The sequence below is a fragment of the Virgibacillus sp. FSP13 genome (genome assembly GCF_054048505.1).
Window position 1 is genome coordinate 118,294 of the sequence record NZ_JBSVKG010000004.1, and the last position, 21,059, is coordinate 139,352.

Annotated in this window: 23 protein-coding genes; 18 read left to right on the plus strand and 5 right to left on the minus strand. The window is 36.7% G+C overall.

All coding sequences use genetic code 11. The features are described from left to right. Window positions 1-3: 3 nt before the first annotated feature. Window positions 4-948, minus strand: coding sequence for a COX15/CtaA family protein (locus ACW2QC_RS05610; RefSeq protein WP_457543000.1), 945 nt, complete (start codon window positions 946-948; stop codon window positions 4-6). A 487-nt stretch (window positions 949-1,435) separates the two neighbouring features. Between ACW2QC_RS05610 and cyoE the strand changes: the two genes are divergently transcribed. The 7 genes from cyoE to ACW2QC_RS05645 all read left to right on the plus strand — a co-directional run bounded on the left by cyoE (window position 1,436) and on the right by ACW2QC_RS05645 (window position 8,027). Next, window positions 1,436-2,374: a heme o synthase gene (gene cyoE, locus ACW2QC_RS05615; protein WP_457543001.1), complete on the plus strand. Its 939-nt coding sequence runs from the start codon at window positions 1,436-1,438 to the stop codon at window positions 2,372-2,374. A 73-nt stretch (window positions 2,375-2,447) separates the two neighbouring features. Next, window positions 2,448-3,500: a cytochrome c oxidase subunit II gene (gene coxB / locus ACW2QC_RS05620; RefSeq protein WP_457543002.1), complete on the plus strand. Its 1,053-nt coding sequence runs from the start codon at window positions 2,448-2,450 to the stop codon at window positions 3,498-3,500. Window positions 3,501-3,558: 58 nt separating this feature from the next. Further along, a complete protein-coding gene (ctaD, locus tag ACW2QC_RS05625) occupies window positions 3,559-5,409 on the plus strand; it encodes a cytochrome c oxidase subunit I (protein ID WP_457543003.1) in 1,851 nt (616 codons plus the stop codon). A gap of 1 nt (window position 5,410) precedes the next feature. After that, the gene (locus tag ACW2QC_RS05630; protein WP_457543004.1) at window positions 5,411-6,034 is read left to right on the plus strand and encodes a cytochrome (ubi)quinol oxidase subunit III; all 624 of its coding nucleotides are present in this window, start codon (window positions 5,411-5,413) and stop codon (window positions 6,032-6,034) included. A 3-nt stretch (window positions 6,035-6,037) separates the two neighbouring features. Next, window positions 6,038-6,358 carry a cytochrome c oxidase subunit IVB gene (gene ctaF / locus ACW2QC_RS05635; RefSeq protein ID WP_457543005.1) on the plus strand — a complete coding sequence of 107 codons (321 nt, stop codon included), beginning with the start codon at window positions 6,038-6,040 and terminating at the stop codon, window positions 6,356-6,358. Window positions 6,359-6,566: 208 nt separating this feature from the next. Continuing rightward, on the plus strand, window positions 6,567-7,469 hold the full coding sequence (gene ctaG, locus ACW2QC_RS05640) for a cytochrome c oxidase assembly factor CtaG (RefSeq protein ID WP_457543006.1): 903 nt from the start codon (window positions 6,567-6,569) through the stop codon (window positions 7,467-7,469). A gap of 102 nt (window positions 7,470-7,571) precedes the next feature. Further along, window positions 7,572-8,027: a DUF420 domain-containing protein gene (locus ACW2QC_RS05645; protein WP_457543007.1), complete on the plus strand. Its 456-nt coding sequence runs from the start codon at window positions 7,572-7,574 to the stop codon at window positions 8,025-8,027. Window positions 8,028-8,439: 412 nt separating this feature from the next. On the opposite strand, the gene ytvI is transcribed toward ACW2QC_RS05645, so the two are convergent. Next, window positions 8,440-9,498 carry a sporulation integral membrane protein YtvI gene (ytvI, locus tag ACW2QC_RS05650; RefSeq protein ID WP_457543008.1) on the minus strand — a complete coding sequence of 353 codons (1,059 nt, stop codon included), beginning with the start codon at window positions 9,496-9,498 and terminating at the stop codon, window positions 8,440-8,442. Window positions 9,499-9,671: 173 nt separating this feature from the next. Then, window positions 9,672-10,037, minus strand: a complete 366-nt coding sequence (locus tag ACW2QC_RS05655) for a YugN family protein (protein ID WP_457543009.1) — start codon at window positions 10,035-10,037, stop codon at window positions 9,672-9,674. A gap of 286 nt (window positions 10,038-10,323) precedes the next feature. Between ACW2QC_RS05655 and ACW2QC_RS05660 the strand changes: the two genes are divergently transcribed. The 7 genes from ACW2QC_RS05660 (at window position 10,324) to coaD (ending at window position 14,647) form a co-directional block, all read left to right on the plus strand. Further along, window positions 10,324-11,397 carry a CAP domain-containing protein gene (locus ACW2QC_RS05660; protein ID WP_457543010.1) on the plus strand — a complete coding sequence of 358 codons (1,074 nt, stop codon included), beginning with the start codon at window positions 10,324-10,326 and terminating at the stop codon, window positions 11,395-11,397. A 201-nt stretch (window positions 11,398-11,598) separates the two neighbouring features. Beyond that, entirely contained in the window at window positions 11,599-12,000 is a 402-nt protein-coding gene (ylbD, locus tag ACW2QC_RS05665; RefSeq protein ID WP_457543011.1) for a spore coat protein YlbD, read from the plus strand. Window positions 12,001-12,015: 15 nt separating this feature from the next. Next, window positions 12,016-12,249 carry a YlbE-like family protein gene (locus ACW2QC_RS05670; protein WP_457543012.1) on the plus strand — a complete coding sequence of 78 codons (234 nt, stop codon included), beginning with the start codon at window positions 12,016-12,018 and terminating at the stop codon, window positions 12,247-12,249. A 53-nt stretch (window positions 12,250-12,302) separates the two neighbouring features. Next, entirely contained in the window at window positions 12,303-12,746 is a 444-nt protein-coding gene (locus ACW2QC_RS05675; protein ID WP_457543013.1) for a YlbF family regulator, read from the plus strand. Window positions 12,747-12,814: 68 nt separating this feature from the next. Then, complete coding sequence (locus ACW2QC_RS05680) at window positions 12,815-13,090, plus strand: YlbG family protein (protein ID WP_457543014.1); 276 nt, start codon at window positions 12,815-12,817, stop codon at window positions 13,088-13,090. A gap of 468 nt (window positions 13,091-13,558) precedes the next feature. Next, window positions 13,559-14,116 (plus strand): 16S rRNA (guanine(966)-N(2))-methyltransferase RsmD, encoded by a 558-nt coding sequence (gene rsmD, locus ACW2QC_RS05685; protein ID WP_457543015.1) that lies wholly within the window; start codon window positions 13,559-13,561, stop codon window positions 14,114-14,116. Between the two features lie 45 nt (window positions 14,117-14,161). After that, window positions 14,162-14,647, plus strand: a complete 486-nt coding sequence (gene coaD / locus ACW2QC_RS05690; protein WP_457543016.1) for a pantetheine-phosphate adenylyltransferase — start codon at window positions 14,162-14,164, stop codon at window positions 14,645-14,647. 47 nt (window positions 14,648-14,694) lie between these two features. Here the strand turns inward: coaD and ylbJ are convergent, their stop codons facing one another. Further along, window positions 14,695-15,903, minus strand: a complete 1,209-nt coding sequence (gene ylbJ, locus ACW2QC_RS05695) for a sporulation integral membrane protein YlbJ (RefSeq protein WP_457543017.1) — start codon at window positions 15,901-15,903, stop codon at window positions 14,695-14,697. 239 nt (window positions 15,904-16,142) lie between these two features. Here ylbJ and ACW2QC_RS05700 point away from each other — a divergent pair, with 239 nt between their 5' ends. Further along, a complete protein-coding gene (locus tag ACW2QC_RS05700) occupies window positions 16,143-17,159 on the plus strand; it encodes a SepM family pheromone-processing serine protease (protein WP_457543018.1) in 1,017 nt (338 codons plus the stop codon). 743 nt (window positions 17,160-17,902) lie between these two features. Here the strand turns inward: ACW2QC_RS05700 and ACW2QC_RS05705 are convergent. Then, entirely contained in the window at window positions 17,903-19,114 is a 1,212-nt protein-coding gene (locus ACW2QC_RS05705) for a nucleotidyltransferase (protein WP_457543019.1), read from the minus strand. Window positions 19,115-19,318: 204 nt separating this feature from the next. On the opposite strand from ACW2QC_RS05705, the gene ACW2QC_RS05710 reads away from it, so the two are divergent. From ACW2QC_RS05710 to ACW2QC_RS05720, 3 genes are all read left to right on the plus strand, one after another. Continuing rightward, window positions 19,319-19,849, plus strand: coding sequence for a YceD family protein (locus tag ACW2QC_RS05710; protein ID WP_457543020.1), 531 nt, complete (start codon window positions 19,319-19,321; stop codon window positions 19,847-19,849). 46 nt (window positions 19,850-19,895) lie between these two features. Continuing rightward, entirely contained in the window at window positions 19,896-20,072 is a 177-nt protein-coding gene (gene rpmF / locus ACW2QC_RS05715) for a 50S ribosomal protein L32 (protein ID WP_457543021.1), read from the plus strand. A 174-nt stretch (window positions 20,073-20,246) separates the two neighbouring features. Further along, window positions 20,247-21,005, plus strand: a complete 759-nt coding sequence (locus tag ACW2QC_RS05720) for an enoyl-CoA hydratase/isomerase family protein (RefSeq protein WP_457543022.1) — start codon at window positions 20,247-20,249, stop codon at window positions 21,003-21,005. Window positions 21,006-21,059: the final 54 nt, after the last annotated feature.

Below are 21,059 nucleotides of genomic sequence, written 5' to 3' on the forward strand. Positions count from 1 at the left end.
AGCTTATAAGCTGTTTGTTGAGGATTCGTCCATTTTTTCTTCATATTTGGCGCTGCGTGATGAAAGTAAAATAAAGTAACTTAACATTGAGAAATAACACGAGATCACAAATGCGTGCAATAATGCTATACCTAAATTGAGCATCGTAAAAATGATCATTGCTCCAAAGAAAACTTGAAGCAAAATAAGAAGCATCGTGGTAATCCAACCCCAAAACATGACGCGATTGTTATGATAGTTCTTGATAATTTTTATGAACAATACAATCGTCCAGACAAGAAGGATTCCTGCTAACAAGCGATGTCCCATTTGGATCCATTGTTCAAAACTAAATGTGGAAAAAGAAAATGCTTGATCATTTGTACAGAATGGCCAATCACCACAAACCATACTCGCGTGAGCGTGACGGACAAGTGCTCCAGTATAGACAACGATTAATGTATAACCTGTTATAGCATAAATTTCAATCCGATGTTTTTTCTGTATAACTAATGAAGTTGCATCAAATTTCTTATCTATCTCAAATATTAACAGCATGAGTAAGAAAACAGCCGTGAAGGAGATTAGCGAAATGCCAAAATGGGTTGCTAAGATGAAATCTGACTGATTCCAAACAACGGCCGCTGCGCCTATTAATGCTTGTAGTAATAAAAAGAAACTTGACAAGAAAGATAAAAACTTCACTTCGCGGATATGTCCAATATATTTCCACGATAAAACTGATAAGGCGATTATGACAATACCCATAATGCCGGAAACTAGTCGGTGACTTAATTCAATCACGAGTTCTGGTGTTATTTCATTAGGCATGAATTCGCCATGACATAATGGCCAGCTTGCACCGCATCCCATGCCTGAATCAGTTTTAGTGACTAATGCACCACCAATTAAGACAAACACCATCCCAATTGTGGCGACAACAGAAAGCCATTTTAATATTCTAATCATATGAAATCCTCACTTTGCTTCTGGTAGATATACAATAGGTCTATATTAATACTTTTATGTTAGCAGAAGCAATAACAAACAAGTAAATAACACACAATTGTCATCTTATCATGTTTTATTACCGTTTTCACTATAAAAAAAGAAAAAACTCTTGCAAAGTAGAGCGTTGTTTGCTAGAAATAATGTAGGGGATATTTGTTAAGATTTCCACCATTATGCCCAGATCATGGGAAAACTACATATATTCTTGATTTACGAATGAAGGCTATTATGCCTTTTATTTTATTTTTAGTCTCCATTTCACAAATTCGTCACATTTAGCGAGCCTAAAATAAGTAAACCACACTCCATATGTAGTTGAATAGAACGTAATACAATTCCGTGATACAATAAGGATAATAGACTGGATACTTTGGGGAATATTAGATATCATAGGTACATTCTTTAGTATGCCTTTTTGTTGGGAATTTGAAGGGGGGATATGATAATGGATAAAGTGGAGTCCACAACTTCACAAATAATGGGCAAGGTAACTGCATCAGAGAAGGACACTCCATTTTTTGCCGATTTTAAAGCTCTTGTAAAAACGGGGATTGTTAATTCTAATTTAATAACGACATTTACCGGATTTTGGTTGGCACTTCATTTTACAGGCGCCTCATTTATGGAAAATTGGGATGTCTTCCTATTAACGATGGCTGGAACTGCTTTCGTGATTGCAGGTGGCTGTATTATGAACAATTGGTATGATGTTGATATTGATCCGATAATGACACGTACTAAGAATCGACCAACCGTTACTGGAACCATTCCACTAAACCAAGTACTTTTAATGGGGATTGCTGCTACAAGTGTTGGGATTATTTTATTATTGTTCACAACAATTGAAGCTGCTGTTTTAGGGTTTTTGGGATGGTTTACATATGTCGTCCTCTATACAATGTGGTCAAAACGAAGATACACATTAAATACTGTAGTTGGCAGTTTTTCTGGTGCTGTACCGCCATTAATCGGTTGGGCAGCTATAGACCCTGATTTTCATATAGCAGCTGTTGTGTTGTTTTTGATCATGTTTATTTGGCAAACACCACATTTCCTTGCATTAGCAATGAAAAAATGTAAAGAATATAAAGCTGCAGGTATCCCAATGCTTCCAGTTGTTCATGGATTTGAATTCACAAAGCGCCAAATGGTTGTGTATACGGCATGTTTATTGCCCCTGCCGTTTTATTTATCATCACTTGGTCCTACATTTTTGGTAATTTCAACATTGCTTAATGTTGGATGGCTCGCTTTGGGTATTTGTGGATTTTTTATGAAAAATGATCTAAAATGGGCAAATCTGATGTTTATTTATTCATTGAATTATTTAACCATTATCTTTTTGTTGATGGTAATTGTAACATTTGAATTCCCCTTCAGTTAATGGTTATTCGTAATGGTCCTTAATCAAAATCAAATATAAGGAAGAAACATAAGAGAAAGAGAGGTATGAATACATGAAAGGTTGGATGGGAAAATTTCGAGCATTAACATTGTTAGGCTCGCTGGCACTCGTTCTATCGGGATGTGGTAGAGAGAACTTAACTGCTTTAAAACCTAAAGGATATGGTGCTGAGACATCATTCGATTTAATTATCCTAACTACAATTGTTATGTGTGTCGTTTTCGCGGTTGTGGCAATCGTGTATATTATTGTATTAATCCGATTCCGCAAAAAGAAAGGAAAAGAGAATTTTATTCCAAAACAAGTTGAAGGACATAAGACACTGGAAACTATTTGGACAATTATTCCCATAATTCTTTTGTTCATCATTGGTGTCCCAACAACGATTGCAACATTTGATTTAGCTGACACATCAGGTCAAAAAGACAGTTTAAATGTAGAAGTTACTGGTAATCAATATTGGTGGCATTTTAACTATAAGGGACAGGAAATTCAAACTAGTCAAGATTTATACATTCCAACAGGTGAAAAAGTGTTTCTTAACATGAAATCTGCTGATGTTATTCACTCATTCTGGGTACCAGCAATTTCCGGTAAAATGGATGTAAACCCTGAGAATGAAAATACCATGTACATCAAAGCAGAAGAAGAGGGTGTATATTGGGGTAAATGTGCCGAGTTTTGTGGTCCTTCCCATTCGTTGATGGACTTTAAGATTATTGCTGTGAGCCCGGATGAATTCGATCAATGGGCTAGCGATATGCAAAGTGTTGATCCAGAAGCAGTTGCAGAAGGAGATACAGCACAAGAAGGTCAGGAATTATTCCAAGAAAACAACTGTATGGGCTGTCATGCTGTTGGTTCATCCCCTGTACAAGTGGGACCTAATTTAACAGACTTCGGTAACCGTACGAAAATCGCAGGGATCTTAGATCACAATAAAGAGACCCTTGTTGACTGGATTATGGATCCTGAGTCACTTAAACCAGGAAATAAAATGGCTGGAAATTATCCGGCACTATCAGAAGACGAAGCAAGTAAAATTGCCGACTATTTATTGCAATTAAAGCCTTCAGATATTACACCTGAAAGTGCTGGTAATTAAGAGATAGCATAGAAGATATTGATTAAGGGATGAAAGATGTAAAAGGGAGGTTAAAGTAGTGAGTATTGCAGCTACTCAAAAAAGAGGCTTCGGTGCTGTGTTATGGGATTATTTAACGACTGTCGACCATAAGAAAATTGCGCATTTGTATTTGATCGGCGGCGGTTTATTCTTCCTAATCGGCGGAATAGAAGCCATGTTAATTCGTATTCAGTTAATCAAGCCTGACAATGATTTCTTAAGTGCAGGTTTGTACAATGAAATGATAACCATGCATGGAACTACAATGATATTCTTGGCGGCTATGCCGTTGATATTCGCATTAATGAATGCAGTTGTGCCACTGCAGATTGGTGCAAGAGATGTTGCTTTTCCATTTTTAAATTCATTAGGTTTTTGGTTATTTATGTTTGGTGGAGTTTTACTAAACTGTAGCTGGTTCCTTGGTGGTGCTCCTGATGCTGGTTGGACTTCTTATGCACCATTATCAACAACATCACCAGGACATGGCGTGGACTTTTATGTAATGGGACTACAAATAGCTGGTGCGGGTACATTAATTGGTGGTATTAACTTCTTGGTGACTATTGTCAACATGCGTGCGCCAGGAATGACATATATGCGTATGCCGTTATTTACATGGACCACGTTTATTGCAAGTATCTTAATTCTATTTGCTTTTCCAGCATTAACAGTTGGTTTATTCTTATTAATGTTTGATCGTATGTTTGGAACTGCATTTTTTGATGTATCGTTAGGTGGTAACACCATTATCTGGGAGCATTTATTCTGGGTCTTCGGACATCCGGAAGTTTACATTTTGATTTTACCGTTGTTCGGTGTATTTAGTAACGTATTTGCAACGTTTGCTAAAAAGCGACTATTTGGTTACACAGCAATGGTATTTTCAACGATTGTCATTGCATTCTTAGGATTCATGGTTTGGGCTCACCACATGTTCACTGTTGGTCTTGGCCCTGTCGCAAACACTATTTTCTCACTTGCAACGATGGCGATTGCTGTACCTACAGGGATTAAAATCTTTGGTTGGTTAGCAACACTTTGGGGCGGAAACATAACGATTAATTCAGCAATGCTATGGTCACTTGCTTTCATACCTACATTTACAATTGGTGGTATGACAGGTGTAATGGTTGCTTCAGTTGCTGCTGACTATCAATATCATGATACGTATTTCGTTATTGCTCACTTTCACTATGTAATCGTAGGTGGAACAATCTTTGGTATATTTGCCGGTCTACATTATTGGTGGCCGAAAATGTTTGGAAGGATTTTGCATGAAGGACTGGGTAAACTCACTTTTTGGACATTTTTCATTGGTTTCCATTTAACTTTCTTTATCCAACACTTCCTTGGTTTAATGGGTATGCCTCGTCGTTATTGGGTATTCCATGCTGGAGATGGATTGGAAGTAGGGAACCTGATTAGTACAATTGGTGCCTTCTTGATGGCATTTGGTGTAATCGTGTTTGTTATTAACGTAATAGTTACTGCGCGCGGTGAAAAAGCACCTGCTGACCCTTGGGATGGTCGTACACTTGAATGGGCGACACAATCACCGCCAGCACATTATAATTTTAAACAAACACCACTTGTACGTGGACTTGATCCATTATGGATAGAAAAAACAGAAGGTGACGGCAAGTTAACACCTGCAGAGCCTTTAGGTGATATTCATATGCCAAACTCATCTTTCTTACCATTTTTATTCTCACTAGGACTATTTATTGCTGGTTTCGGTTTTATTTACCAAACAGACAATAAAGCATGGTTAGTAGTCCTAATTGGTGGTATGGCTTTCTCATTAGCTATGATGGTAGTAAGATCAATGAAAGATGACTTAGGTTATCATATTACAAAAGAAGAACTTGAAAGGGAGGCTGACTAAAATGAGTCACGATCATTCCTTAAATCCAGAAACAATGCCACATGAACCAGAAAAAGCCACCCTTGAAGGTAAAAACAAATTTATTGGTTTCTGGTTTTTCCTTGGTGGAGAAACAGTTCTCTTTGCTTGTTTGTTTGGGACCTATCTAGCACTTCACGGTTCAACAGCAGGTGGTCCATCTGGTAATGAATTATTCGGTTTAGAACTTGTGTTTATAATGACTGTTTTACTATTAACAAGTTCCTTAACAAGTGTTTATGCAATTTACCAAATGAAGAATAATAATTATAAGAAAATGACCCTTTGGTTTGTTATAACTATTTTGCTTGGGTTTGCTTTCGTCGGCTGTGAGATTTATGAATTCCATCATTACATTACGGAATATGGATTTTCTTTCCGCTCATCAGCTTTCGGATCTGCATTTTATGCACTTCTTGGGTTCCATGGAGGACACGTAACATTTGGTTTATTTTGGATGATTTCATTGTTAATTCGCAATGCTAAGCGAGGGTTAAACCTTTATAACGCACCAAAGTTTTATATTTGGAGTCTCTATTGGCACTTTATTGATGTTGTTTGGGTTTTCATTTTCACAGTAGTATATCTAATGGGAAAGGTGGGCTAATCCATGACTGATAATACAGGTTCCAATAAAATTGATTCATTCCAAAAGAAAAAGAATAAAGAAGAAATGCAACAACAGTTAATCAGCTTTGCGCTTATGATGGTGTTCACCATAATTGCGTTTATCGTTGTCATTACTGGAATGGAAAAAGTAATTGCAATTCCTATTTTGATTGCGTTGGCAGTTGTGCAAGTTGGTTTCCAATTTTATTATTTCATGCATATGAAACACGCAGGCCATGAAATGCCTTCCGTTATGATATATGGCGGTATTTGGATAGCTTTCCTTGCATTAATGGGTCTTGGTGTCATAACTTGGTGGTAATCAGAAACAAAAAGACTGGGATTTATTCCTGGTCTTTTGTTTTTATAAATGAATAATAGCAAGTTGATTTTTATTATAGCTCCGCCCAATTGTCCAGACGAAATGGTTGCCATGTTTTGTTATAAATCTGTCACATTCGTTTTACGTGCAGTAAGACTAAATACGTTATAATATAGGGTATAAGCTGTTTTGATGGAGTGAGTTTATTATGTGGTTGGAATTACAAATTTTCGGTTTTCGCGCATTGTGGAGTCCTTATTATTTGATCTTTGTTTTAGGACTTTGTCTTGCTTATTATTTAATTACAATACGTTATCGATATAAATTTGGTGTTGAAGACAAACCAACTGGAAAACAAATTGTCTTTTTCTACCTTGGAATGGTCTTACTATATATTGTTAAAGGGTCTCCAGTAGATCTACTTACACATATTATGCTGACAGCACATATGGCACAATTAGCTATATACTTTTTGATCTTTCCGATTTTGATGATTAAGGGTATTCCGGTTTGGATATGGAAACGAGTGGTTAACGCACCAATAGTTAAACCTATTCTCAAATTATTGACAAAACCGATCATTTCCTTACTTTTGTTTAACGTATTATTTTCTATCTATCATATTCCGGTGGTATTTGACTTTACAAAATCATCTCCGGTAGCTCATACATTGATTTCTACGATTATTTTAGTTGCGGCATTTATTGTATGGTTTCCGGTGTTGGCACCGCTTAAGGAATTTGATACGATGTCACCAATTCTAAAAATTGGTTATATTTTTGCTAATGGTGTATTAATTACTCCAGCATGTGTATTAATTATATTTGCTAATGTACCATTATACGCTGCGTATAGCCAAAACGGAGCTTGGATACAGGCATTAGCCTTATGTGTTCCTGGGGATGTACTACAAGGTCTGACATACTCCATATCAGGACCGCAAATGTTTTCACCAATGGGGGTAATGGAAGATCAACAATTGGGCGGAATTATTATGAAAATTATGCAGGAAGCAACATACTTAACAATCTTAGGTAAAATATTCTTTTCATGGTTTACCCGCGAAAGTCTAAAAGTTGATCCGATACCTGATTCAAACGCATGGAAATGATACAGCAAATGTAGGAATTAATAAGCTGTAATTTGCCTCTGATTTATTCATGGTGAGATTACAGCTTTTTTATCTAATTTTAGTAAGAAGGGGAATAATATAATGCCATTTTTACCGACAATTAGTACTTTTTTTATCGTTCTAAGTGCACTATTAGTTGCGATAGGCTGGCGATTAATTATAAAAGGAAAAGCCAAGGCGCATAAGCGAACAATGATCTGTGCTGCAATAAGTGCATTGTTTTTTTTCATCATCTATGTGTCAAGAACTGTATTTATTGGAAATACCAGTTTTGGCGGCCCAGAAAGTATTGAAATTTATTATACTATTTTCTTGATTTTCCATATAATTTTAGCCACTATTGGGGCAATATTCGGTGTTGTAACCATTACGCTTGCCTTAAAACGGAAAATTAGAATACATAGAAGAATAGGGCCTATTACAAGTGTTATCTGGTTTTTTAGTGCGATAACAGGGGTTATGGTCTACCTGCTTTTATATATTATTTATGATGGTGGGCAAACGACAAGTATGATTAAGGCAATACTGGGCTCCTAATAACTAAAAAAGTGTGAAAGCAAACAACATGCTTTCACACTTTTTTATAAACTTAAAAGTACCAAATTTGACTCTAATTTACCTTGGGTTGGACAGGCCACGTCCGGCTCCAGCGCTAAAGCTGTAGCGAGACTCCCCTCACCTCCTGCCCCACACGAGGTGGGGTAGTTCGACGTTGCCACTGGACGTGGCGCTCTTAGTCGAACTTCCTTATCGGTTCGAATCTAAAGGAAGGCGACTAAAAACGGGCTTTGCGCCCAACGTCGGCATACCCCTTTTTTAGTGGCATGTTTCCTTTATCTCCTACGGCAGGAATATTCAGTTAAGATCGCTGCTTTGCGCAGCAACACTGAACCACCCTGCTTGGCAGAGCGCAGTCTGTACGTCGCTAAACGGACGCTTGCGCTTTTGTTTATATTTTGAAATTCAATTTAATAATTTCAGCTTCTCTGGCGGATTTAAACATAATTAGGAATAATGGTCCTAAGATAAAGCCAAGTATACCGAGTATTTTTATTCCTAAGAACATAGCAATGAGTGTAGCAAGTGGTGAAAGGCCAATGTGTTTTCCCATCACTTTTGGCTCTACTGTACGACGTATGCCAAGAAGGATGATGGCGAGTACTGCTAGTTTAATCCCCATTATCGTATCCCCTGTAATAAACATAAATAAGGCCCACGGTCCAAGAATTGCTATGGAGCCGATAATCGGTATAAAGTCGATTAACCAAATAATGAGCGACATAATAATGGCAACTTCAGGTACAATTAGAAATAAGCCTAGCAATGAAACAACAAATATAATCACACTTACTAAAAATTGTGCTTTCAAAAACCCTAAAATGACATCTGATAATCGACTGTTCATAAAGGAGAATTTTTCAGCTGTTTCTTTTCTCATAAGTTTGTATGTATTTGCTTTAACCAAAGGAAACTCTAGCATGAATAAGAATAAAGCGATTAAGTAGACAAGGAAACTAATTAGATATTGTGGTATTTTTGTAAACACCTGTGTAATATTATCAATCGTTATTTCATTTTTTGCTGTTTCACTTAGTGAAGATAAATAATCCTCTATACTACTTGATACTTCTTGGACAAACTCAGGTGGCAAATTCTCGGAATACTGTTTAAAGTCATTTTCCCATTCCGCATATACTTCATTTAATTCATTAAAATACGCTGGAACATCTTCTACAAAGTTAACTAACTCGGTTACAGCCTTTGTCACAATAAATGTACCTGCTACTCCAATAAGCATCAAAAATAAGAGGAAGACAATGATAACGCTTGTTTTTCTGCTTGATTTTATTTTTCTTTGAAAAAAACGCACTGTTGGATTTAGCATGAGCGCTGTAATGAATGCGATGATTAATGGGATAGAAATAGGTAAAATAAAATACATCAGTAATACTAATACAATCGCTAAAATGATAAGTGTCCATTGGCGTTTTGTAATTGATCGAAACAATTTAATAGGATGTCTCCTTTCCGGATGGTTCTTTTATGTATATGAAAAATATAGCATTTATTTCACTATTTGAACAGGGATTAAGAATTTTTTGCAATTTATGATGTTGATGGAGTATATGGTTGGAATAAGGAAGTAAAAAAACTGCTCTATTTGTCAGAGCAGTTTTTTGCTTATTTTTGATATTCTTCGATTTCTTTCTGCACTTTTGCTATAAGACCATTTGCTCTTTCTATAAGGCTTTCTGGGAAATTTTCGTTTTCGCCATATTCAACACCATGTGGGTAATAATGTTTACCTAGCAACGGGGTTAATAGCTTAATTACGGCATTGCCACGATCAACATCCCCTTCAAGTGCATAACCTTGAATACGGATGTAATATGTAATGTTTTTTTCCTTGGAATCAATTCTGTAATCATATGTTACGCGTTCATAATCCCATTGACCCGCGCGAATAAAAGCATGTTTACCCATTAAATGGTCTAGTGGTTTCAAATCAACAACGGCATCATCTATACCAGAATTTTCTAATCTCATTCTTTTCCACCTCACAAAATTATCCTCACTAACACTATAATAGTACGAAATAGGTTAAGTTGCAATCGAAACCCATTTATAAGTTCAAACAAAAAATATATCCTCAATTATTTTCTTTTGTAATTTTGGCGAAATAATAGATAAACTAGAATCAAATGGACTGCCTGAACATATAGTTATTATAAATGAGTAAAGAAGTTGTTTAAAAGCAACCAAGCGATAAGAGGCATCGTTGTTTTTTATAATTTGGTGCTTTTGGACACACACATAAAGGGGAAAAGTATTTATGCGTTTAATTAAAACTATTGTAATTTTATTTTTGATAGTGGTTGTGATAGGTGGATATTATTTATTGGAGAAAAATGACATCTCATCTGATGAGGCAATGGATGATAGTGGGAATGTCATAAAAGAAAAAGAAAACATGTTGGAATCGAAATCTGTTCCGGAAAAGAAGGCACCTAAAATTAAGTTAAAAGGTGATTTGTTTCAATGGATCGGTAAATCATCAAATGAGTTAAAGGATAGCCTTGGAGATCCAGTAAGAATTGATCAAAGTGCATATGGTTACAGTTGGTGGGTCTATACAGATCAACGTGAACAATATATCCAATTTGGTGTTCAAGAAGACGAGATTAAAACGATCTATGCGACAGGGAACAATTTGTCAACTGACCCCATACAAATTGGACAATCATATGATTCAATTGACGATCATTTTTCATTTGAGAATGATGTTACATATAGTAAAGATGTTGCGTCCTATACGTTTCATCTAAATGAGGATGATATAAAAATGCGTCCATTGGTAAAAATAGCCGATAATGTGTTTGTTCAATGTTATTTTGATACGTTCACAAATAAATTATCTTCTATACGGATTTTGACAGCCGATATATTGCTTAAACATCGACCATATAAAATAGAGTATCGTGGAGACTTGCCAGAGCAGCCTAATTTAACTGAAAAGGATTGGGAAAAAGTCGAAAGCGGCATGGAGCAGCAAATATTTGATATTACAAATGTCATACGGAATCATTTTGATAAGGAAGATGTCCAATGGAATGAGACGGTAAGCGAAGTTGCGTTTCTTCACAGTGAAGATATGGCTGAGAACAATTATTTTTCCCATTACAGTAAGAATGGCAATGGGTTAAAGGAACGGTTAGCGGATAAAAATGTTTATTACTTTTCTGCAGGTGAAAATATAGCTGCACAGTATCCGGATGCACCAGCGGCCATGGAGGGGTGGTTAAATAGCGAAGGACATCGGGAAGCATTATTAAATAAAGATTACACACATTTAGGTGTAGGGGTATATCATTTTTATTACACGCAAAATTTCATTAAAAAGCCGTAGATGTAAAGAAGGTTCAAAAGTCACTAATGATAATCGGCGAATCTCTTCGTTGGCTTGCTCCTCATTTGGCATCTTTTGAACATGCACTTGTAAAAAGCTCATAATTCACTTTATGAGCTTTTTTATATGTCTTTCTCTCACAGGATATAGGTCATTATCATAAAGTAATAGTAATTATATTCATCGGTGGTGAGAAAACATATGGAAGATAAATTGCATCCATCCGTTAAAGAATTTAAACAATTTTTGGCAAATCATCCTGAATTAATAAAGGAAATTCGTAAAAATGGAAGGTCTTGGCAAGAGCATTATGAAAAATGGGTACTCTTGGGGGAAGAAGATCCATATTGGACTCAATATAAGGAAAAAACGGAGACAGAGCCTGACGAAAAAGGAACGAAGAAACAATCTGAACTGTTTAGCCAACTATTGAAACTTACAGAGAATATGGATATAAATAAAGTTCAACATCAAATCAAACAATTGAGTTCGACAATCTCGACAATTCAAGAGGTGCTAGGTCAATTTCAGGAAACTAAGGAAACAAAAAAATCTTTACCTGAAACAAGAAATAACCAACCATTTAATTGGTTTCGAGATTAAGAGGTGAAAAAACGTATGCAACCAATATGTTATCAGTACCTTCAGTCACATCCACATATAGCAAATTTTGTTCGATTCAACCCAATTTGGTATCGATATTTGACAAGGGACCCAAACCGTATTGAGGAATTGCCGGGTGAAGCCAAAAAATATTATGGAAAAACATTTCCTCAAAAGCTTGAAAAAATAAGTAATCAGGTTCAAATGGCTGGTATGCTGGTTCAATTTGCTGATGCTATGAAAGATTAGCTAACTTTATCATATTCAGATTACATGATATGATAAATGTGGAGGTGAACCTAATGATAGCTACGATGGAATATGTAGACATCCTCGACCGATGTGAATCACTCGGACAAATGGTTTTGCAATCTGACGTCATGGAAGACTACCAGCGTTCCCGTAAAGCGTTAAATAATGATGAAGAGGCCCAAAAGCTGATTAAAGCTTTTATAGATATAAAGGATCAATATGAGGATGTCCAACGTTTTGGCAGATACCATCCGGACTTTAATCAAATCATGAAACGTGTCCGCACAACCAAACGCGCAATGGATATGCATGATAAAGTAGCAGCGTTTAAAGTTGCGGAGCGTAATTTGCAAAAATTACTTGATGAAATAAGTCAATACGTTGCACAAAGTGTGAGTGATGATATTAAGGCTCCAAAAGATGGCGCCGCATTAAGCGATGGCGGCTGTGGTCATGGAAGTGGTAGTAGTGGTTGTGGATGTCGGGCATCTTAATATTGAATTGATAGATTGGTAATAATTTGATAAACTATGGTCAAATAAGGTGTAAGTGAGGACTTAAAATGAGGACAAATCGTCAAGGTATTATCGTTTGGTTTCAGCATATGAAAAATTTGCGGCAAATAAAACGTTATGGTCATTTGATTTATACATCAAAGAAATTAAAATACGCTGTTTTATATGTTGACCAAGATGACGTAGATAACATCGAAAAGAAGTTACTAAGACTTTCATTTGTGTCTAAAATAGATCGATCATACAAGCCTTTTATTCGAACAAACTATGAGAACGCCAAGCCGGATAAGGCAAAGCAATATGACTACAAAATGGGAATATAAAATAAATTACAACAAGTCTATCGGATGTACATATAGTTAAATCCGATTTTTCAAGGAACAAAAACGCAAGCAAACCGATGTTGTTGACATATCGGACGGAGGTGTGGGAAGTCCCACTAGCTGGAGTTAGACGTGGCTCCCCCTGCTTGTGAACAAACAAAAGTTAAATTTTATACTTTTTTTAAGTAAAAAAAAACCTGCAGAAATTTTTCTGCAGGTCTTTTTGTTTTCTAATTGAAAACAAAAAGGCAAAGGGAGAGGAGAAACCGGAGGAAGAACTTATGGGGAAATGTAAGTCTTCTCCGTGTTTTTGAAACAACCAAGCTAAGTATTAGCTGTCTCACTAATTAAGTATGTACGAGTAAAAAAATTCTATACATCCGATTGTGATTTTTATTCATTCTCACTGGTCGCCTCTTTTTTTGATTTGTGGTAGAATGTCGATTAGTAGTAAATAGAGGTGTGCATATGAGAGTAATAGCAGGTACAATGAAAGGACGTCAATTAAAAGCGGTTCCAGGCAAATCAACTCGACCAACGACTGACAAGGTGAAAGAGGCTGTGTTCCAAAGTATTGGCCCTTTTTTTCAAACTGGAATGTGTTTGGATTTATTTGCTGGTAGTGGGTCATTGGGAATTGAAGCGATAAGTAGAGGGATGGAAAAAACAGTTTTTGTCGATAAACATCCAAAAGCAATACATACCATTTATGAAAATTTAAAGACACTTGAAATCGAACATAAGGCAGAAGTATTCCGTACAGATGCTTTTCGTGCGCTTCATGCAGCTGCTAAAAGAGAATTGCATTTTGATTTGATCGTTTGTGATCCACCATATGGAAAGGTTAATTATGGTAAGTTTTTAGAGAAAATAGAAGAACTACATTTGTTGACTGTTGATGGATTGATTTATTGTGAGCATGATGTATCCGAAGTATTGCCGGCTGACCTTACTAATTTAACTATTGTGAAACAAGAGAATTATGGTGGGACAATTGGGATTACTATTTATCAAAAGGTAGAGTAGTGATCTCAACTTGGAATGACTAGAAGCATTAGAAGAGGTGTTCAAATGAGTAGATTAGCAATTTGTCCGGGGAGTTTTGATCCCGTTACATATGGCCATTTAGATATAATCCAGCGTGGTGCTAGAATTTTTGATAACGTAATTGTAGCGGTATTTAACAATCAGTCCAAAGCCCCTTTATTTTCGGTTGGAGAACGGATAGAATTATTACAGGAAACGACAAAAGACTTACCTAATGTTACGGTCGATTCCAGTGATGGATTATTAATTGATTATGCTAAAGAAGTAAAAGCCAATGCTATATTACGCGGATTACGTGCGGTTAGTGATTTTGAATATGAAATGCAAATCACATCAATGAACCGTAAACTTGATGAGGAAATTGAAACATTCTTTATGATGACGAATAATCAATACTCCTTTTTAAGTTCAAGCATCGTAAAAGAAGTAGCCAAATATAAAGCAGACGTTTCTGACATTGTCCCAAAACCTGTTCAAAAAGCACTAATCAAAAAATTTAAGCATGTCTAAGGTGTAAGGAGGCAGCTTCACGAATTGGAAGCTGCCTCTTTATTAGATTATTTTTCCATTTTTCTGCGATACAAGAGCAACACGGCAACCCCTAAGAAGAGAATTGTAATTAAAGGACCGGCTTGTTTCAATATGTCTAGTGCTGTAAGCCAGCTGTTCTGCTGTACCTCTTGTGAAACAGGGATATCTTCCAATTCAAATGCCTGTCGATTAACATATAATGGGTTATATAATAGAACTGTTAATACACTTGCGAAAACTGCATGTAAAAAGCGCGCAAAAAAGTAAGGAGCGAAACGGATATCCGTTTTCGCGATAATGCTTGATACTTGAGCTTGAACGGATAGCCCATGGAATCCAAGAATAAAACTAACAATAACCATTTGCGCTAATAAATTATCAATCGAAACATTAGATAACATCTGGGAACCTAAGGTGATTTCAAATATTCCCGATAAAAAAGGTAGGGCTAAATCAACAGGTAATGTCAGAAATTGAAAGAAATGTTTCAACACACTTGCAATTGCTGGTGTGATATTCAAAATGTATAGTAATTTTGTTAAGACGGAAAAAAGAATGATAAATCCACCAACCATAACTAATGTTTTTACTGAATTTAAGACCGCATCACCCATGACTTGTCCAAATGGGCGGGGATCGCTCATTCTGGTTTGATGCATTTCATTAAATGCTCGTTTTAGAGATACTTTCTTTTCTACTGTTTGTTTGTTTTTTTCCTTTGACTTTCCGTAAAATCGCATACAAATGCCCACAAGTGTGTTGCCAATATAGTGGCAAACAATTAGCAACAGTCCTAGTTTAGGATCATTGAAAAGACCTCCGGCAATTACTCCGATTATGAATAGTGGACTAGAGGCATTGGTAAAAGCAACAAGACGTTCCCCTTCAATTTGAGAAATTTGCTTTTCTTGGCGTAAATGTACAGAAATTTTTGCGCCTGTAGGATAACCGCTGACCATTCCCATTGTCCAGGCAAAGCTTCCCACACCTGGAACATTGAATATTGGACGCATAATTGGTTCACAAAGCACGCCGATAAAACTAACAACGCCAAAACTTATTAGCAACTCAGCAATGATGAAAAAAGGTAGTAATGTTGGAAAAACACTCTCCCACCAAATGCTAAGTCCGCGAATACTAGCTTCGGAAGCTTGATCAGGAACTGTTAGTATTGCAAATGCGATAAACCCTGTTATTCCAGCTAATAGTAGTGTTTTTATAATTTGCCTCAACATAAAGCCTCCTAATGAAGTGCTAGCTCTGTACTTCTTTTTTTGATCGTAGTAGAATAATTTTAGTTCACAATTAAAAAAGCAAATGTAAAAATTAGCAATCATAATGTTGAACCGTTAATAAAAAAGCTGATTTTGATTGTACAAGTCTATATCAATATACGCACATACCCCTACCATTTATGCCATACTCTTTTTGTAGAGGGTATATGATCGGTTGGAGTTATGGAAGGAGTTATACTGTGAAAATAACGAAGCGTCATATAATATCGTTAATTATTGTTGTAGCAATTGCCCTTTTTCTATCTGCATATAAGTTACCGTATTATATTTATAAACCAGGTGGAGCAGATGCATTAAACCCAATTGTTGCCGTTGATGGCGGGCATGAAAGTGCTGGTGATATGCACTTAGTAACAGTGAGAGGAGGGCAAGCAACCCCTGTACAATATGTATGGGCAAAGCTCTTGCCACATCATGAAGTATTACCTATTAGCCAGGTTAGACCTGAAGGGATTACAGAGGATGAATATTTTCATGTTCAATTACAGATGATGGAGAACTCTCAAGAAGCATCAACAGTTGTAGCATATAAAGCCGCTAATGAGGATATTACAATTGATTATAATGGTGTTTATGTTGTGTCTGTTATCAAGGGAATGCCTGCAGAGGGAAAGTTGAAAATGGGTGACCGGATTACCAGGATTGATGGAAAAGAAATTGAGGAAACAGATGACTTAATTTCTTATGTGGAGAATAAAAGTGCTGGTGATACAATTTCAATTAATTTTGAGCGGGACGATGAAACATTGACGGAAGAAATTGAACTGGAATCCTTTAAAAAATTAGATAACAAAGTGGGGATTGGCATTCAATTAGTAACTGATCGTAGTGTTAGCGTTGATCCCGACGTCAATTTTTCCAGCGGTAGTATTGGCGGCCCAAGTGCTGGGCTAATGTTTTCCTTAGAAATTTATGATCAGCTAACAGAAAAGGATTTAACACATGGGTTTCAAATTGCCGGAACGGGTGAAATCGATTATAACGGAAATGTTGGACGAATCGGTGGTATTGATAAAAAAGTTATTGCTGCAGATGATGAAGGTTGTAAAATATTTTTCGCACCAAATGAAAATGGTGCAGCTGATTCTAACTATGAGGTAGCAAAGAAAACGGCAGAGGAAATTGGAACCGATATGAAGGTTGTTCCTGTAGATACATTTGACGATGCTTTAACATACTTAAAAAAGCTTAAATAAAGGCTCTTCTCGTAATGTTTGTTGCTTTTTAATTTTGTAGTTGGTATAAACAGCAATACAGTGACAATGCTTTTTTGTGACGCTTTCTCTCACTCAAATGTGGGTTGAGTGCTTGAAACCGCTACGGCAGAATACTTCGCTTTCCGTGGGCACGGCCTCAGCCACCTCGAAAGCAAAGAGCGCTTCCTGCGGGGTCTTCGGACACGTGCTGTTCCCACAGGAGTCTACGTATTCTGCCTCCGCTAGCAGTGATTTTCTAGCTAGAGAGAGTAGTTATTCAATCAATGTTTCACGGTTTTCCTCTCATTTGAATAAAAAGTTTTTTTAGGCTTGGGGAACATGCGAGACTCCTTGAAAATACAAACCAATTTTCTTCGTGCGATGTAGTGCTGCCGAAGCATTCCCTGTCCTATGGGAAAGGAACAGTCTGAAGACCCCGCAGTGAGCGGTTTTTGCTCACGAGGAGGCTGAAGCGTTCCCCATGGAAAGCGAGTATTTTCCCCAAGCCGCGAATTACCACTCACCTTGTAAAGGACGGGAGGAAGTCACACTAAAGTTACTTCGCAGTTTATATCTATTGTGTAAAGAACAACAAATGTTTTCGGTGGGGCGAGTAATCGCAGTCCCAATCTTTAGAAACAGCCTAAAAATAAATAAGGGTCTGTCCCTTCTCGAGGGAATAGACCCTTATTTATTTAGGTTGTTCAAAAAGTCTGGTAAAATCTCCTTTTTGGAACACTCACTTATATCATAATTGGCGGTTGTAGTTCCTTTCGACGAAGCTGTTGCCTAATCGCTGGAGGAAGAATACTATAATAAGCTGCACTAGCTCTTTCCTCAAGTGAAAGCATAGGTGGATTTGTTCGGCTTAAGTTTGAAATCAGTGGAACGTCCGTCCGTTTCTTTGCCTTATTAAGGTACGCTCTTCCTGTTTCCGTTAATCCTAGAATGCGCACATATGGAATTGAAGATAAGCTGGTAAGACTATCTATATCCTGCTTTTTTGTATTTGTTAAAATATGGACAAACATCCGTTGCAGCCTTGTCCAAGTGTAGCGTTTCGTTTTAATAGCCTTGACCCATTCAGTAAACGAGGTTGCATTTTTGGCCGTTTTTTTGATGCGATATTCCAAGCCCTCATCAACCCCTTGTATCGCTCTTAGTTCAGTTTCGGACATGGTTATCACGCGATAATGTAATAGATTAAAATACGCTTCCCAATGATGCCAGCATGAAGCAGTATGATAATACCTTTCCAGTTCCTCTTTTGTTGCTTTAGGAATTGTTTCTGCAATTTTCGGTGTGATTTTTCCTGTAGTAAAAAGTTGTTTTCGAATACTTGTTGCACTGGCGATAGAACTGGTGATGGTTTCATCATGATAACCACTCTTGCTTCGCTTGATTGTTAATGGTTCAATTGGTAGATTATTTTCCAAAATTGCTTTTACATAACTGAACCCTAAGATATTATTTGGCTTTGCTAAATCCATACCTGCTGTGGTTAAGCCAATTTTTTGATAAGCCAATCTGCTTGCTTCAGGGTATGCCATCCCTTGATTCAACTGTTTTTTTAATGTTTCCCTAAATAAATCTTTGCGTTCATGAAATGTGTGGTATCCCGTAATAAAATCACTGATCATACCTGATTCACTACCAAAGCAGATTGAGTCAATTCCTAATGCGTGAAGTGTTAAAATCGACCCTTTGGCAAATAAGTCACTACTTTGAACTGCGAACACGTAAGGTAGCTCAACAACGATGTCAATACCACTAGCGAGAGCTGCGTTTGTTCGGTGAAATTTATCGATGATTGCGGGCTCGCCTCGCTGTAAGAAAGAGCCGCTCATGACGGTGATCATGCAATCTGCTTTGGAGGCCTTTTTTGCTTCTTCTAGATGATATACATGCCCATTGTGAAATGGATTATACTCAACGATTAAACCACATGCTTTCATCTGTTCAACTCCTAATTATGTATGTTATCATTTAGTTTAACAAAAAACGCTACTAATAGATATCACAAATCTGATTAGTGTATCTTAGTATGGGAATGCTAGAGCCAAGATTTTTCTCTTTTTTTGCAATCTGTAAAGAAAATATGTTGACAAAAGTTTAATTTCCTTTTAAAATAACTTTTGTTGCTCTTTGAGGTGATAAAGATGAAATTTTCGGTAAGTCAACTTAAACGGGGTACGTTAGATGGACCCTTTACGTTTGATGATGTCATAGATGTTTCAGAGTTAGAAACAATGAACAATGATATTCGAAATATAGATCCAGTCCATGTTAAGGGAGAATGTACCATTCAAGGGGAACAACTTATTTTTTCTTTTACCATAAACGGGGAAATGATTCTACCTTGTGCTAGAACGCTGGTTGATGTACCATATCCGTTTGATATTAAGGCACTTGAGGTGTTCACACTATCTGACTTTTATGGTGAAGAAGAAGAGGAAAATGAAATTCATCCAATAGACGGGGAAATGCTTGACTTAACCCCCTATATAAAGGAAAATATCTTATTAGAGGTTCCATTTCGAGTGTTCTCCGATGATGCAAAAGCTAAAGGAGATGCCCCGGTGAAAGGCGATGGATGGGAATTTATTTCTGAAGAAGAAACTGAAAAAACGATCGATCCTCGTTTGAAAAAATTGGAGTCCTTATTTGATAATAATGAGAAAGAAAAATAAGAAGAACTAATTCGAATTTGACTTTCGTTTGAAGGAGGTGTAAGACATGGCAGTACCAAAAAGAAGAACTTCTAAAAAAGTGAAAAATCAACGTCGTACTCATAAAAAATTACACGTACCTGGCATGGTAGAATGCTCGAATTGTGGTGAATTAACAAAACCACACCATGTTTGCAAATCTTGTGGACATTATGATGGGAAAGAAGTTGTTAGCAACGTCTAATTTTCCTTGATTGTAAAACAGATCACTTTGAAAAGTGATCTGTTTTTTACGTTAAGTAAAAAACAAATTTAAAGTATTAGAAAACGTTGGCATTCACCTAACATGAGATGAATGCCAACGTTTTCTAAAATATATGCTATGATATCGATAAATGGAATGAAAGAGGGATCAACGTTGGATACAGTAGGATATCATGTACATAAAGAAGGATATATTGAAATTAAACTGAACCGTCCGGAGAAAAGAAATGCTGTATCGGGAGAAATGAGAATAGATTTAAAAGAGGCTATACAACGAGCCAAACAAGAAACAATTTCGTGCCTCGTAATAACAGGAGCAGGAAATGATGTATTTTGCGCTGGTGGGGATTTAAAGGAGTTACATGGGGATTTGACTCAAGATGAAGCCTTTAGCCAGTTGTACGATATGAAAGAGATACTTTATGAAATTGCTGCATTTCCAGTTCCGACTATTTGTTTGTTAAATGGCAATGCATTAGGTGGTGGGTGTGAACTTGCCACTGCCTGTGATGTGCGCATTGCGAAAGCCACTGCTACACTCGGGTTTGTACAAACAAAGCTTGGGATAACACCAGGTTGGGGTGGTGGTGTCCTTTTATACGAAAAAGTTCATGCTAGTTTCGCTTTCCATTGGTTGATGGCTGCAGAAATTTATGATGCCAGATATTTACAAGAACAAGGATTTATCCATAAGATTGTTGAAAAAACAGATTGGGATAACCATGAAAAATTACTAGAACCATATGTGACAAAATCATTTGAGCAAATGAAATTACTAAAGAGGCAGTATTTGAAGAAAATATCAATTTTAAGTTTGTCTTCCTTAATGGACGAAGAAGTTCGCGTGTGTGCTAATCTTTGGGAATCACCTACACATAAAGAGGCGGTAAGGAAATTTTTGATGCGAAAATAGCTTAACCTTAGCAAAATTACTTTTAAAAATAGTAAAACAGTTATTCTATCACTC